General features: G+C 73.6%; 14 protein-coding genes and 1 tRNA gene. 11 read left to right on the top strand and 4 right to left on the bottom strand.

The annotated features are described in order from the left end of the window. Positions 1-270 precede the first annotated feature (270 nt). Positions 271-342 (bottom strand) — tRNA-Gln (locus tag FRANEAN1_RS03740). Between the two features lie 480 nt (positions 343-822). Between FRANEAN1_RS03740 and FRANEAN1_RS03745 the strand changes: the two genes are divergently transcribed. After that, a complete protein-coding gene (locus FRANEAN1_RS03745; protein WP_020458421.1) occupies positions 823-1,842 on the top strand; it encodes a fatty acid desaturase in 1,020 nt (339 codons plus the stop codon). 116 nt (positions 1,843-1,958) lie between these two features. Here the strand turns inward: FRANEAN1_RS03745 and FRANEAN1_RS03750 are convergent, their stop codons facing one another. Both FRANEAN1_RS03750 and FRANEAN1_RS03755 read right to left on the bottom strand, forming a co-directional pair. Then, positions 1,959-3,857: an ABC-F family ATP-binding cassette domain-containing protein gene (locus FRANEAN1_RS03750; protein WP_020458422.1), complete on the bottom strand. Its 1,899-nt coding sequence runs from the start codon at positions 3,855-3,857 to the stop codon at positions 1,959-1,961. Positions 3,858-3,951: 94 nt separating this feature from the next. Beyond that, positions 3,952-5,082 (bottom strand): 4-(cytidine 5'-diphospho)-2-C-methyl-D-erythritol kinase, encoded by a 1,131-nt coding sequence (locus FRANEAN1_RS03755; protein WP_083788475.1) that lies wholly within the window; start codon positions 5,080-5,082, stop codon positions 3,952-3,954. Positions 5,083-5,544: 462 nt separating this feature from the next. Between FRANEAN1_RS03755 and FRANEAN1_RS03760 the strand changes: the two genes are divergently transcribed. From FRANEAN1_RS03760 to FRANEAN1_RS03805, 10 genes are all read left to right on the top strand, one after another. Continuing rightward, a complete protein-coding gene (locus tag FRANEAN1_RS03760; RefSeq protein ID WP_020458424.1) occupies positions 5,545-6,093 on the top strand; it encodes an Asp23/Gls24 family envelope stress response protein in 549 nt (182 codons plus the stop codon). Further along, on the top strand, positions 6,090-6,500 hold the full coding sequence (locus FRANEAN1_RS03765) for a hypothetical protein (RefSeq protein ID WP_063748334.1): 411 nt from the start codon (positions 6,090-6,092) through the stop codon (positions 6,498-6,500). Before FRANEAN1_RS03760 ends, FRANEAN1_RS03765 begins: the two co-directional genes overlap by 4 nt. Further along, positions 6,490-6,942 (top strand): hypothetical protein, encoded by a 453-nt coding sequence (locus FRANEAN1_RS03770; RefSeq protein WP_020458426.1) that lies wholly within the window; start codon positions 6,490-6,492, stop codon positions 6,940-6,942. Before FRANEAN1_RS03765 ends, FRANEAN1_RS03770 begins: the two co-directional genes overlap by 11 nt. A 51-nt stretch (positions 6,943-6,993) precedes the next feature. Then, a complete protein-coding gene (locus FRANEAN1_RS03775) occupies positions 6,994-7,233 on the top strand; it encodes a hypothetical protein (protein WP_020458427.1) in 240 nt (79 codons plus the stop codon). Then, positions 7,230-7,703 carry an Asp23/Gls24 family envelope stress response protein gene (locus tag FRANEAN1_RS03780; protein ID WP_020458428.1) on the top strand — a complete coding sequence of 158 codons (474 nt, stop codon included), beginning with the start codon at positions 7,230-7,232 and terminating at the stop codon, positions 7,701-7,703. The genes FRANEAN1_RS03775 and FRANEAN1_RS03780 overlap by 4 nt, the downstream gene beginning before the upstream one ends. Positions 7,704-7,850: 147 nt before the next feature. Next, on the top strand, positions 7,851-8,657 hold the full coding sequence (locus tag FRANEAN1_RS03785) for a DUF6286 domain-containing protein (RefSeq protein ID WP_020458429.1): 807 nt from the start codon (positions 7,851-7,853) through the stop codon (positions 8,655-8,657). Next, positions 8,654-9,301, top strand: a complete 648-nt coding sequence (locus tag FRANEAN1_RS03790; protein WP_020458430.1) for an alkaline shock response membrane anchor protein AmaP — start codon at positions 8,654-8,656, stop codon at positions 9,299-9,301. The genes FRANEAN1_RS03785 and FRANEAN1_RS03790 overlap by 4 nt, the downstream gene beginning before the upstream one ends. A gap of 277 nt (positions 9,302-9,578) precedes the next feature. After that, complete coding sequence (locus FRANEAN1_RS03795; protein WP_020458431.1) at positions 9,579-10,205, top strand: 50S ribosomal protein L25/general stress protein Ctc; 627 nt, start codon at positions 9,579-9,581, stop codon at positions 10,203-10,205. 17 nt (positions 10,206-10,222) lie between these two features. Then, positions 10,223-10,810 carry an aminoacyl-tRNA hydrolase gene (gene pth / locus FRANEAN1_RS03800; RefSeq protein ID WP_020458432.1) on the top strand — a complete coding sequence of 196 codons (588 nt, stop codon included), beginning with the start codon at positions 10,223-10,225 and terminating at the stop codon, positions 10,808-10,810. 144 nt (positions 10,811-10,954) lie between these two features. Continuing rightward, complete coding sequence (locus FRANEAN1_RS03805) at positions 10,955-11,608, top strand: PIG-L deacetylase family protein (RefSeq protein ID WP_020458433.1); 654 nt, start codon at positions 10,955-10,957, stop codon at positions 11,606-11,608. 91 nt (positions 11,609-11,699) lie between these two features. Here the strand turns inward: FRANEAN1_RS03805 and FRANEAN1_RS03810 are convergent, their stop codons facing one another. After that, complete coding sequence (locus FRANEAN1_RS03810) at positions 11,700-12,926, bottom strand: glycosyltransferase (protein ID WP_020458434.1); 1,227 nt, start codon at positions 12,924-12,926, stop codon at positions 11,700-11,702. Positions 12,927-12,968: the final 42 nt, after the last annotated feature.

The raw sequence follows: 12,968 nt of genomic DNA on the forward strand, positions 1-12,968 counted from the left end.
CCGAGGGAACGACGCGCCGTGGACGGACCCGCTGACTCACGGTGAGCGCCGTGGGGTCGGTCCTGTTCGGCCGGCCCGCGGAGGGTGAGGCATCGGCTGTCAGCCTACCGAAGAGGCACTCCAACCTCGGCGACGGTGGGTGACTCCGTGCGGTCTGCCGCATCGCGCGAACGCGAGAGCGGCAAAGAGGGAAATCTTTTGACTGGACGTATCTTGAAAATCAAGACGCCGTCTTGTCGAAACAATTTCGATACCCCGCGACTGCTTGTGCTCCGCCGCCACGACTCGAACGTGGACTAAGAGAACCAAAATCTCCTGTGCTGCCGATTACACTACGGCGGACCGCGGGTAAAACAGGGTTACTGTCCCACCCACTCTACCATCGTGCCCGGCAACGGAAGAAATGTGCGTGGGCCTCCCGGCGAGTGTCCGTGGTCCCCCCGGTGTGCTGTGCGGATCGGGGCGTGTCCTGGGCCCGGCTCTAGCTGGAGCGGCGTCGGGGCGTCGCGGCACGTAGTCGCCCCCCGGTCGAGGTTGCCGGGTGTATTCGTGTTGTGTCCGCGTGAACACTCTCGCTGCCGTCGGTTGATCCCGACGCAAGGTGATGATCCTGTCGCGAGGGGTGTCGGCGCGGAGGGGGGTGGAATCCTGTGGATCGGGAAAGATGCCATCCGTCGCGTGGAGGCCGTCGGCGAGGGCTGGGCGGTCCGGCCCGTTTGCGTGGCGGACGCCGTGAATGGTGCCCGTTGTCATCCAGGCGGGCTAACGTGGCGACCAGAGGGTCGGCAGTGGGCGGCCCACCGCGACGGACGGGATGAAGCAATGACCGCTACCGACACGGTGAAAGCGACCGAAACCAGGCATCAAGGCGCGGCCGTGGTTGGAGGTGACCAGTCCGTCGCGGATGCCGGCGGGGTCACGTCGCCGGCGCCGACCGAGTCCCACACCACCACTCCCTCGATGTTCCGGGCGCGTGGCGAACAGCTTGTGCTTGTGGCGACGATCCTATTTCCGTTCGCGGCGCTTGTCGCGGCAGTTCCGTTGTTGTGGGACCACTGGATCACATGGCGGGACGTCATCCTCGCGGCGGTGATGTACGCGATCACCGGCCACGGCGTCACCGTCGGATTCCATCGCTATTTCACCCACCGGGGTTTCAAGACCTCCAAGCCGGTGCGTGCCGCGCTCGCCATCGCCGGCAACATGGCCATAGAGGGCCCGGTGATCCGCTGGGTGGCCGACCACCGCCGTCACCACGCCTTCAGCGACGCCGACGGCGACCCGCACTCACCGTGGCGCTACGGCACCGGCCCGGCCGCCCTCGCCCGCGGGCTCTGGCACGCCCACGTCGGCTGGCTCTTCGACGTCGAGCAGACCGACCAGCGCCGCTACGCCCCCGACCTCCTGGACGACCCGATGATCGTCCGGGTGAGCCGTTCGTTTGCTCTCTGTGCCTTCGTCAGCCTCGCCCTGCCCGCGGTCATCGGCGGCCTGTGGGGCGGTTCGTTCGAGGCCGCGCTCCAGGCCTTCTTCTGGGCCTCGCTCGTCCGGGTGGCGCTGCTCCACCATGTGACCTGGTCGGTCAACAGCATCTGCCACGTCATGGGCTCCCGGCCCTACCGCTCCCGCGACCGCTCGGGCAACGTGTGGCCGCTGGCCCTGCTTTCCATGGGCGAGTCCTGGCACAACCTGCACCACGCCGAGCCGACCTCGGCCCGGCACGGCGTCCGCCCCTGGCAGATCGACACCAGCTTCTACGTGATCAAGACTCTGGAGATCCTCGGGCTGGCCCGGGACGTCCGCTGGCCCGACCCCGCCCGCCTGGCCGCCAAGCGCGCCTGACCGGCGTCGTCCACTCCCAGCGCCGCTGGTCCCGGCTCTCGACCTCGGCATCTGTCTCGCCGCCCCGGCACCCGCCCCGAGCCCCGGGGCGGGTGCCGGAGCGGCCTTGCGGGGGATTATTCGATCTTGGAGGCCAGGGTAAGCCACTGGTCCTCGGTCTGGTCCTTCTCGCTGGTGAGGGCGCGGAGCTCGGCGTCGAGGGTGAGGATGCGCTCGTGGTCGGTGGCGGCCTCGGCCAGCGCCTTGTGCAGCTCGGACTCGCGACGTCCCAGTTTCTCGAGGGTCCGTTCCAACCGGGCCAGCTCCTTGCGGGCCGCACGCAGTTCGCCCGAGCTCAGGGCCGGACGCGCGTCCGTTCCCGACGCCTGCCCGGAGCCCGCGGCCGAGCCCGGCCCAGCCGGACCCCCCGCGCCGCCGCCCGAGCCACCGGAGCCGGAAGAGCCGCCTGAACCAGCGGAACGCCCCGAGCCACCCGAGGCGGTGGAGGCACCCGAACCGGCCGTCCCGGAACCGGGGGAGCCGCCCGCCGCCGCGCGCCGGACCAGGTACTCCTCGACGCCGCCGGGCAGCATCCGGATCCGCTCGTCGCCCAGCAGGGCCCAGACGACGTCGCAGGTCCGCTCCAGGAAGTAACGGTCGTGGCTGACGACGACGAGGGTTCCGGGCCAGGAGTCGAGCAGGTCCTCCAGCGCGGTCAGCGTGTCGGTGTCGAGGTCGTTCGTGGGCTCGTCCAGGAGGAGGACGTTCGGGCGTCCCATCAGCAGACGCAGGAGCTGCAGGCGGCGGCGCTCGCCGCCGGAGAGGTCGCGCACCCTGGTCCACTGCCGGCTCGAGGGCAGGCCGAACTGCTCGAGCATCTGGCCGGCGGTGCGCTCCCGGCCGCGTTCCACCGCCAGGATGCGGGCGACCTGCTCGACCGCCTCGAGTGCCCGCAGGTCGCCGGGCAGCTCGGTGACCTCCTGGGACAGGATCGCCGGGCGCACGCTCGCCCCGCGACGGACCCGCCCCGCGCCCGGTTCGAGGGTGCCGATGAGCAGCCGCAGCAGGGAGGTTTTGCCGGCGCCGTTCACACCGACCAGGCCGATCCGGTCGCCGGGGCCGAGCCGCCAGGTCACGTCGCGCAGCAGCGTGCGGTCACCGACGGTGAGGTCGACGTCCTCGACGTCGTAGACGTCCTTGCCCAGTCTGGACGCCGCGAAGGTGCGTAGCTCAAGGCTGTCGCGGGCGGGCGGCTCGTCGGCGATCAGCGCGTTGGCGGCGTCGATGCGGAAGCGGGGCTTGCTGGTACGGGCCGGCGGGCCGCGGCGCAGCCAGGCCAGCTCCTTGCGTAGCAGGTTCTGCCGGCGGGCCTCGGTCGCGTCGGCGCGCCGGGCGCGTTCCGCCCGGGCGAGCACGTAGGCGGAGTAGCCGCCCTCGTAGGCGTCGACCCGGCCGTCGACGACCTCCCACACCTGGTCGCACACCTCGTCGAGGAACCACCGGTCGTGGGTGGCGACGATCAGCGCGCAGCGCCGGGTGGCGAGGTGGCGTGCGAGCCAGGCGACGCCCTCGACGTCGAGATGGTTGGTCGGCTCGTCGAGGATCAGCAGGTCGAGTTCCTGCACGAGCAGGCAGGCCAGTGCGACGCGACGGCGCTCGCCGCCGGACATCGGCCCGGTCTCGTCGTCGAGCCGGTCGATCAGGCCGAGGCCGGTGAGCACGGCCCGCTGCCGCGGGTCGGCCGCCCAGACATGGTCGGGCACGTCGCCGACGACGGCCGAGCGGACGGTGCCGCCGGGCAGCGAGTCGGCCTGTGAGAGGGCGCCGACCCGGGTGCCACCGGCGTGCACGACCCGGCCCGAGTCGGGCGGGTGCGTCCCGGAAATGATGTTGAGGAGGGTCGACTTGCCGGCTCCGTTGCGGCCGACCACGCCGACCCGTTCGCCGATGTCGAGCCCGAGGCCGACGCCGTCCAGCAGTGTTCGGGTGCCGTGCGCTGCCGAGACGCTCTCCAACGAGACAACGACCGGGCTCACGAAACGATTCTCCCCACGACTTCGACCGTGACATCCGCCGCGTACTCGGACGCGTTCCGTGCCCGGAACGTGTCCGAGTATGCAGGCGGGCGGGTCACGCCGGTGACGACGAGGGGGAGAGCGGCGGGGACTGCGCCGTGGAGCTGCCCGGCTCCCCACCCGGACCGGCCGGGTCCGCCGGGCCGATCACCCGTGCTCCGGCGACCGGGCCGTGGGCCCGTCGGACGGCGCGCGCGACGCCCATGCCGGCGAGGCTCGCGGCGAGCGAGACGCTCGCCGCCGCGTCGCGGGTGAGGAAAGCGCAGGTCGGCCCGGATCCGCTCACGATCGCGCCGATCGCGCCCAGCTCCAGCCCGCTCTCCAGTACCCGCCGCAGGGACGGGCGCAGCCGCAGCGCCGCCGGCTGCAGGTCGTTGACCAGGGCGGCTCCGAGCTCCGCCGGGTCCCCGCTGCGCAGGGCGCTCAGGACGGCGTCCGCGGGCGTGGGCCCGGTGCGCAGCCTGCCCTCGGAGAGCCGGTCGAACTCGCCGTAGACGGCGGGCGTCGACAGCCCGCCGTCGGCGAGCGCGAACACCCAGTGGTACTCGCCGCGCCCGAGAACGTCGGTGAGCTGCTCACCGCGGCCGGTGCCCAGCGCCGTCCCACCGGTGAGCGGGAACGGGACGTCGCTGCCCAGCTTGGCGGCCAGCGCGACAAGGGTCTCGCGGTCGAGGCCGGCGCCCCACAGCGTGTCGCAGGCGAGCAGGGCCGCGGCCGCGTCGGCGCTGCCGCCGGCCATCCCGGCGGCGACCGGGATGCCCTTCGACAGCGTCAGGTGGACGGCCTCGCCGCGGATCCCGGCGGCCTCGGCGACCAGGTAGGCGGCGCGGACAGCCAGGTTGTCCTTACCGGTCGGCACCACCGAGACGGACGGCTCGGCGCCGGTGTCACCCGGGGAACCACCCGGGCCGTCGCCAGCGCCGTCCGCGTCGTCTGACGTTGCCGGCCGCGCGCCCTCGCCGGCGACGCCGACCGTGACCGCGATCGGGTCCTCGTCGGTGAACACCGGGCCGGCGCCCTCGGGCCCGGAGAGTGACTCCGGGGGGACCGACGTCGCGGTGATGTCGTCGTACAGCGCGACGGCCTGCAGGATCGTCGTCACCTCGTGGTAGCCGTCGGGCCGGCGTGGGCCCACCCCGAGGTGGAGGTTGACCTTGGCGGGAGCGCGAACGGTGACGGTCGGCAGGGGGCGGCCGGGTTCGGTGGCGCGTCGACCCGGATGCGATCGAGGCAACGGACGCTCCTTGGCTCAGGCGTCGCTCGCGGCGAGCGCACTCGGCATGGCCGGTGTTGGTCACCGGGGCCCGCGCTCAACGTAGGGGCCCGTGCTCAACTTATCGGTCGCGGCGGCGGAGCGGCTCTTGCGTCCCGCCGGTTCTGGCGCCTCCGGGTGCGTTCCGGTGTCCGCTACCCGCCTCCCGGGTGCCCGGCCGCTTCCTGCGTGGACGTACCAGCCGGTTCCGGCGGGACGTACCGGCCCGTTCCGGCGGGGACGTATTAGCCCGGGCGGGGCGGGTACCTCGTCGGGTGGACGGCACCGGTGACCTCCCCGGCCACCGGGCGCGCGCCGCGGCCCAAGCCGCCGCGGCCCTGAGCCGCCACGGCGCCGCCGGTCGGGCGGAGGCACCGTGACGCGGGAGGAGCAGCGATGACGACCACCACGCGGACACAGGGCGTCGAGACAGGCACTGCCCAGGGACCGGGGGAGAGCCGGCCCGGTGGGCCCGACCGGGCCCGGTCGGGGGAGGGCCACTGGAACGGCGTGGCCGAGCGGTCCACGGCTCCCGCCCGGCGTACCTCCACCGAGCTGGTGACGGCGCAGGGACGGACATCGATCGCGGACTCCGTGGTCCGCAAGATCGCCGGTGTCGCGACCAGGGAGGTGACCGGGGTCCACGCTCTCGGAACCGGTGGCAGCCGCGCGATCGGCACCTTCCGATCGCACCTGCCGGGAACGAGCCCCAGCGTGTCGCAGGGCGTGTCGGTGGAGGTGGGCGAGCGGCAGGCCGCGATCGACCTGGACGTCGTCTGCGAGTACGGCGTCTCGATCGTCGACCTCTCGCAGGCGGTCCGCCGCAACGTCGTCGACTCGGTCGAGCAGATGACCGGCCTGGAGGTCACCGAGGTCAACATCGCCGTGGACGACGTCTACATCGGCGACGACGAGGCGGCGGAGGCCCCGCCACGGGTCCGTTGACCGCGCGGGAGCCAGCCCGCCCGGCACCGGCCGACCCGCCCGGTCTGGTCGACGTCCCCGTGCCGGCTGATGTGGCCGGACCAGCTGACATGTACCGGGCCGGCATCGCCGAGATGGACGAGGTCGCCGCCCGGGTGCGTGCCTGCCCGGACGTCGTCCGACTGGTCGGCCGACCGACCGCGGGCGCCACGCCCCGGGACGGCATGGCTCCCCAGGACGGCGCGGCGGCTGGTGCCGGGCCGGAGGGGATCACGGTTCGCGTGGTCTGCCGGTTCGGGCCGACCGTGGCTGAGCTCGCGGCGCAGGTCCGGGCGGCGGTGGCCCTCGCGGCCCCGAGCTGTCCCCGAATCGATGTGATCATCAATGATCTCGAGGTCGACGTCCCGGCCTGGGCCGGTGTCACCTGACCCTCGCGCCGCGCGGGCGCGGGCGGCGCGGCGGCGGTTCATCCTCGACAACCACCCGGACCGCGGCGGCGATCCCGAGGCGTTCCAGGCCGGCCTGCGGGCGTTCACCGCGGCTGGTGCCGGCGGCGGTCGCACAAATATCGGGCCTGGTGGCAGGCCCGGTGGCGGCGGCCACGGCGATGCCGGGGGCGGTCCGGACGGAACGAGGCCGACTCCGACCGTGACCTTCTACCGAAGGCGTGGCCTGCTCGGGCGGGCCCGTGCGCGGCTGGTCCGCCGGGAGGGCGCGAACTGGGAGATCGCGAACTGGAGGGCCCGGGCCGCGAACTGGAAGGTCCAGGCCACGCGGCCGAGACTGGGAATCAGGGTGACGCGGCGTGCAGGAGGCGGCGCGCGCCGGTCCGGAACGGGCGGCACGCCAGGTCACTGGCGCTGCTGGTGAGAGCGGGCGGCGCGCCAGGTTGCTGGCAGTGCCGGTGAGGGAGGACCTCGGATGCGATCGAGTGCGCTCGGACTGATCGCCGGGCTCGTCGCGGGCCTCGCGCTCGCGTTCGGCGGGTTCGGCGAGTTCCTGATCGTCCTGCTTTTCGGGGCCCTCGGCCTGATCGTCGGGAAGCTCGTCGACGGCGAGATCGACCTCAGCCGGTTCGACCGGGGCCGGTTCGACCAGTCGCGGCCGGGCCGGGACCGCGGTCGGTTCCCCGGCGGCGGCCGGCGCCGGGAACAGCCGTGAGCCCCGATCATCTCGGCGGCGGCGGCGGCGCCGGCGGTCCGGGCCGGCTGCTGGTCGCCGAGCGGGTCGTGGCGAAGATCGCCGCGATCGCTGCCGCCGATGTGGAGGCTGTCGCGGGCCCGCCGCCCCGGGCGGCGACCAGGGTCGCCGCGTTCCTGCGCGACGGCTCGCCCGGTGGCCGCCCGCGACCGGGTTGGCGGGGTCCGGACTGGCGGCGGACCGGGCACGGCGCCCGGCCGGCCGACAGGTTCGGCGACCGGCCGAGCGGTCGTCCCGAGGCGACGGTGCGGGTGGTCGACGGAGCGGCCTGGGTGTCGCTGACGCTGTCGATCACCTACCCGGCCTCGGTGAGCCAGACCACGCAGGCTGTCCGGGACAGGGTGCGCGAACGGGTGGCCGCGCTCGCCGGGCTGCCCGTCGCCCGCATCGATATCGACATCCCGCTGCTGTCCGCGGGGGCGGGCCCGTGACCCGCTCGGGCCTGCGCGCGCAGGTCCGAGCGGGTGGTGACCCGGCGTGTCAGCGTGGCCGCTCGCGGGCAGGCCGAACCGTGCCGGTTGTTCTGCCCGTGCCGGAGACCGGCGGTTCGAACCCCCTCGGCGCGGGAGGGAGGCGCCATGCGGGCCGGTAACCGCGTCCTTGCGGCGCTCGTGGCGGCGGTGCTCGCCGCCGCCGGCGTCATCGCGCTGGTGGAGATCATCGTCGCCGCGGGCGGGCACGGGCCCGCTCTGGTCGACTGGCCAGCCTGGTCGGCGCGTCTCGGTGACTGGTCGTGGTCGAGCGGCGCCGTCCGGCTCGTGGGGGTGTGCGTCGTGCTCGTCGGCGCCGGCGTGCTGTTCCTCTGCGCCCGGCTGGGCGCGAGGTCGCGTTTCCGGACCCGTCCGACCACGCCCGGCGCGGCGGTGTTCGTTCCCCGCCGGGCACTCGCGCGGGCGTTGCGGCAGAGCGCGCTCGCGGTCGACGGGATCTCGGCCGCCTCGGTCCGGGTGCGGCGACGGCGTGCCGTGGTCCGCGCCCGGCTGCGGCCGCGGACGTCCACCGGCGCGGTGGTCGAGGTCCGGGCGCGGCTGGCGCGCAGGGTGGAGTCGTTCGACCTGCTGCGCCCGCCGCGACTGATGCTCACGACGAGCTCCGAGCGCCCTGGCCGGCGTTCCGGCCACGGGCTCATCGCCCCACCGGTGTCGCCTTCGGCTTCGTCGATGTCGCCCTCGCTTTCGTCGGTGTCGACGTCAACCTCGCCGGTTTCGGCGTCGTCGCTGTCAACGTCGAACTCCCCGGTGTCGCCCGAGCCCGAGCCCGAGCCCGCGTCCGCCGAGGCCCGGACCGTGCCCGGGGCCTGGCGTGCGTCGCCGGCCGCCGCGGTGCCGGGCACGAAGCGCGAGATCGGCACCGCCCGCTCGGGGACGCCCGGGGGTCAGCGATGACCCGCGGCGGCGTTCCGGCCCGGCACGCGGCTCCGTCGGCCGGCGCCGGCTCACCCGCGCCGACGCGCGCGTTCATCCCGGTGGTGGACCGTTGTAACCAGGTCCTCCTGGTGCTGGTCGGCCTGGTGCTGGTGAGCGGTGGAGTGCTGGTCCTGCTGGCCGGATCGGGCCTGTTCGGCCCGGCGCTCGCCGATCGGCCCGTGCTCGGGGGGGATGTCCGCTCCTTCGCGGCGCGGCATGGGTGGTTCTGGCCGGTCGTGGGCACGGCCGCCGGCGTGGTGGCCCTGTGCGCCGTCGGATGGCTGGTCGCCCAGGCCCGGACGAGCCGGCTCCGTGGTCTCTATGTGACTGACGACGAGGTCGGCGGGGTTCACCTCGACACCGCCGCGCTCGCGGACGCCGTCGCGGCGGACCTGGTCGCGAACCCCGTGGTGCACGCGGTGCGGGTGGTCGTGCGCGGGCGGCCGCGCCGGCCGGTGCTCCAGCTGGCCGTCGAGGCGGATGCCGGGGCGGACATCCGCGCCGTCCGTTCCGACGTCGAGGAGCGGGTGCTGCCACGGGCGCGCCGCGCGGTGGGACGCCCGGATCTCGGCGCCGAGATCGATCTCGCGGTACACGCCGGCCCGCCGGCCAGGGTGCGCTGACGCCATCCAGGGTGAGTCGGCGGGCGCACCGCGCCGGGGAGTTTGCGCGCTTTCGCGAGCCGGGCGGGGGAGCCGCGGCAGCGAGGTCGGGGCGACACGACACCTGTCGGGTGTTGACAGCCAAGCTTCCGGTACTGTTGAGGACCGCGTCCATGATGGCGCGGCCCCGCCGTCCGGCGCTGAGCCACCTTTCGCCGCTGAGTCACCGTCTCCTGGTGATCGGCGGTCGGTGACCGCCAGGCGCCGAGTTCACATTGCTGAAAGGATGAGCGCCCCCATGTCCGAGGTCCGCATCGCCGCGGAGCCGCGCACCGAGTTCGGGAAGGGCGGGGCTCGTCGCACCCGCCGGGCCGGCAAGGTCCCGGCTGTTCTCTACGGTCACGGCCAGCCGCCGCGCCACATCGCGCTGCCCGCTCACGATCTGCTGCACGCGTTCAAGACCGACGCCGGCACCAACGTCCTGCTGACGCTGGAGCTGTCGGGCCAGACGGAACTGGCGCTGCCCAAGGAGGTCCAGCGCCACCCGATCCGTGGCAGCTATGAGCACGTCGACCTGGTCCTGGTCAACCGGGGCGAGCACGTCTCGGTCGAGGTCGCGCTCGTCCTCATCGGTGAGGCCGACCCCGACACTCTGGTCGACCAGCAGGTCACGGCGCTGTCGGTGAAGGCCGACGCGGCGTCGCTGCCGGACCGGATCGAGGTCGACATCACCGGCCTCGAGGCGGGTCACGGCATCACGGCCGCCCAGTTGGAGCTGCCGCAGGGTGTCGAGCTCGAGGCCGACGGGGAGCTCGTCGTCGTCCAGGGCCTGGCCAAGCGCACGGTCGCCCAGATGGAAGCCGATCTCGGCGAGACCGCTGAGGGCGCTGAGGGCGCGGCTGCCGACTCGGCTGCCTCGGCCTGATCTGTTCCGGCGAGCGGATGGAAGCCCCTGCCGATGACGGGCCCTGGCTCGTCGTCGGCCTAGGCAACCCAGGCGCGAGCTATGCCGGGAACCGGCACAACGTCGGTTTCATGGTGGTGGACCTGTTGGCCGAGCGCACCGGCGCCCGGCTGCGGTCCCACCGCTCGCGGGCCGAGATCGACCAGGTGCGGCTCGCTGGGCGCTCGGTCGTTCTCGCCAGGCCGCGGACGTTCATGAACGTCTCGGGGCCGCCGGTGGCCGCTGTCCGGGCGTTCTACAAGATCGACGTCTCCCGGGTGATCGTCGTCCACGACGAGCTGGACATCCCGTTCGACGCCATCCGGCTCAAGCGCGGCGGCGGGGACAACGGGCACAACGGGCTGCGCTCGATCACCTCGTCGCTGGGCTCGCGTGACTACCTGCGGGTCCGGGTTGGCATCGGCCGGCCACCCGGGCGGATGGATCCGGCGGATTTCGTCCTGCGCGACTTCAGCCCGGTCGAGCGCAAGGCGCTCCCGCTGATCGTCGACAACGCGGCGGACGCCGTCGAGTCGCTGCTCCAGGAGGAACTCGCGGCCGCGCAGAACCGCTTCCACGCCGGCTGACGCGCACCCGCGAGGGAACACACCGCCACCGCGTTCGCCCGCGGGTGCGCGAGCGCGCTGGTGCAGGCGGTATCGGTGATGTTCCGCTGTGCGGATCCGGGTAGGTTGGGCCGCCATGTGGCCGGTAACCGAGAGGAGCGTGCGATGCTCGCGCTGACGCCGGGCCGCCCGGTCGAGGGCAGCGCCTACACGGTGGTGGCCCTCGGCGCGCACGCGGACGACGTGGAGATCGGCGCCGGCGGCACGATCTCGCAGATGATCGCCGCCCATCCGGACACTGTGGTCCACTGGGTGGTCTTCTCCGGCAGCGGTGAGCGGGGTTCCGAGGCGGAGGCGAGCGCGCGCGAGCTGCTCGGCTCGTCCCTGGGCTCCCTGCACCTGCACGAGGTGCGGGACGGCTTCCTCCCCCGGGAGTGGAGCGGGGTCAAGGAGATGCTGCTGCAGATCTCCCGGCAGGTGACCCCGGACATCGTCTTCGCGCCCTCGCTCGGTGATGCCCATCAGGACCATCGCATGCTGGCCGAACTGGCCTGGCAGGCCTTCCGCGGCGCGCTGATCCTCGGCTACGAGATCCCCAAGTGGGAGAGCGACCGCGGCGCCCCGAGCCTCTACGTACCGGTGCCCGAGGACGTGGTGGCGGCCAAGGTGGAGCATCTCCAGCGGCACTTCAGCAGCCAGCACGACCGGATCTGGTTCGACGAGGAGACGTTCCGCGCGACGATGCGGCTGCGCGGCGTCGAGTGCGGCAGCCGCTACGCCGAGGCGTTCGACGCCCGCAAACTGACACTCGCCTGGTGACCTGACCGGGTCGCCGGGCCACCCCCGGTGACCGGGGGCCGGTGCGGGGCCCCCGCCGGGTGACCCCGGTGCCAGCCCCGCCAGCCCCGTCTCAAGCGGTCTGAGCTGTGGTCTCCTCGGTGCGCCCGGCCAGCATGCCCCGGACCCGGTCGATGAGCGTCGCGTGATCGAGCTCGCGCAGGACGAACTCGCGCCCGGCCGTCCCGACCTCGGCGGCGAGCCAGGGGTTGTCCAGCAGCCCGCAGACGGCGTCCGCGAACGCGCCCGGATCGTCGGCGACCAGCAGGTGCTCGCCCGGGCGCCAGCCCAGGCCGCGGCTGCCGGTCGGGGTGCTGACGACAGGCGTCCCGGCGGACATCGCCTCGATCGCCTTGATGTTGACCCCGGATCCGGAGCGCATCGGGTTCACCGACACGGTCGCCCCGGCCACGTAGCCGAGCACGCTCGGCACGTCGGTGTGCAGCTCAACGCTGTCGAAGCCGGCCAGCCACTCGGCCAGGCCGTCCTCCGGACGGCGGCCGACGACCTGCAGGACGGCCGCGGGGTGGCGCACCCGGATCGTGGGCCAGCAGCCGCCCAGGAACCAGCGCAGCGCCTCGATGTTGGTGGGCGTGTCCAGCGAGCCGACGAAGACCAGGCGCTCGCCGGCCCGCTCCGTGTCCGCGACGCCGCCGGCCGCGCGGGCCTCGGCGACCGTGCTGGCGGGCAGGAACGGCGGCAGGTGGAACGTCGGGACGCTCGCCCGCCCGCGGCGCCACTCGTGGTCCTCCACGGAGATGTCCGCGATGGCGTTCACCAGCGGTGAGTGGTGCATGGCCTGCTCGGCGAGCCGCAGGCGGTGGTACTCGAGCTCGTAGGCGACCGCGCGGGGGCCCGTGGAGTTCCGGGCCAGGACGCGGAAGAACTCCGAGTCGATGTTGTGCGCCCGCACCAGGTGGGGAAGCCGCCAGATCCGCGCGATCTCCTCGCCGAGATGCGACGTCCGGCAGCTGTAGCTGATGACGGAGTCGGCGCGCGGCGGGGTGTTCTCCAGCGCCCGGCGCAGCGGGCCGACCGGGCGGGACGCGTGCGTGAACGGCCGCGGCGAGAGGTGCGCCAGCGGGCTGTCGTCCCGGGGTAGGCGGATGACCGCCGCGCCGGGGACGGCGTCCTCGTAGGCCGCGATGTCCAGGTCGGTGCGGGACGGCACCAGGACCTGCATCCGGATACCGGCCGCCGAGGCCGCCGTGAGGAAGCTGAAGGTCTCCACCCGCCCGCCGGCATCCGCGGGGAGGAAGGGCTCCTCGACGACGACGATCCAGCGCTCGGAGTCGCTCATCCGAGTAACTGTAGTCCCGGGGCCCGCGACCGCCTGGCAGGG

The organism is Parafrankia sp. EAN1pec (assembly GCF_000018005.1).
Lineage (GTDB): Bacteria > Actinomycetota > Actinomycetes > Frankiales > Frankiaceae > Parafrankia > Parafrankia soli.

Coding starts and splice junctions, on each gene's coding strand:
- FRANEAN1_RS03745 (WP_020458421.1), top strand. CDS start 823: ATGACCGCTACCGACACGGTGAAAGCGACCGAAACCAGGCATCAAGGC.
- FRANEAN1_RS03760 (WP_020458424.1), top strand. CDS start 5,545: ATGACGACCACCACGCGGACACAGGGCGTCGAGACAGGCACTGCCCAG.
- FRANEAN1_RS03775 (WP_020458427.1), top strand. CDS start 6,994: ATGCGATCGAGTGCGCTCGGACTGATCGCCGGGCTCGTCGCGGGCCTC.
- FRANEAN1_RS03785 (WP_020458429.1), top strand. CDS start 7,851: ATGCGGGCCGGTAACCGCGTCCTTGCGGCGCTCGTGGCGGCGGTGCTC.
- FRANEAN1_RS03790 (WP_020458430.1), top strand. CDS start 8,654: ATGACCCGCGGCGGCGTTCCGGCCCGGCACGCGGCTCCGTCGGCCGGC.
- FRANEAN1_RS03795 (WP_020458431.1), top strand. CDS start 9,579: ATGTCCGAGGTCCGCATCGCCGCGGAGCCGCGCACCGAGTTCGGGAAG.
- pth (WP_020458432.1), top strand. CDS start 10,223: ATGGAAGCCCCTGCCGATGACGGGCCCTGGCTCGTCGTCGGCCTAGGC.
- FRANEAN1_RS03805 (WP_020458433.1), top strand. CDS start 10,955: ATGCTCGCGCTGACGCCGGGCCGCCCGGTCGAGGGCAGCGCCTACACG.
- FRANEAN1_RS03810 (WP_020458434.1), bottom strand. CDS start 12,926: ATGAGCGACTCCGAGCGCTGGATCGTCGTCGTCGAGGAGCCCTTCCTC.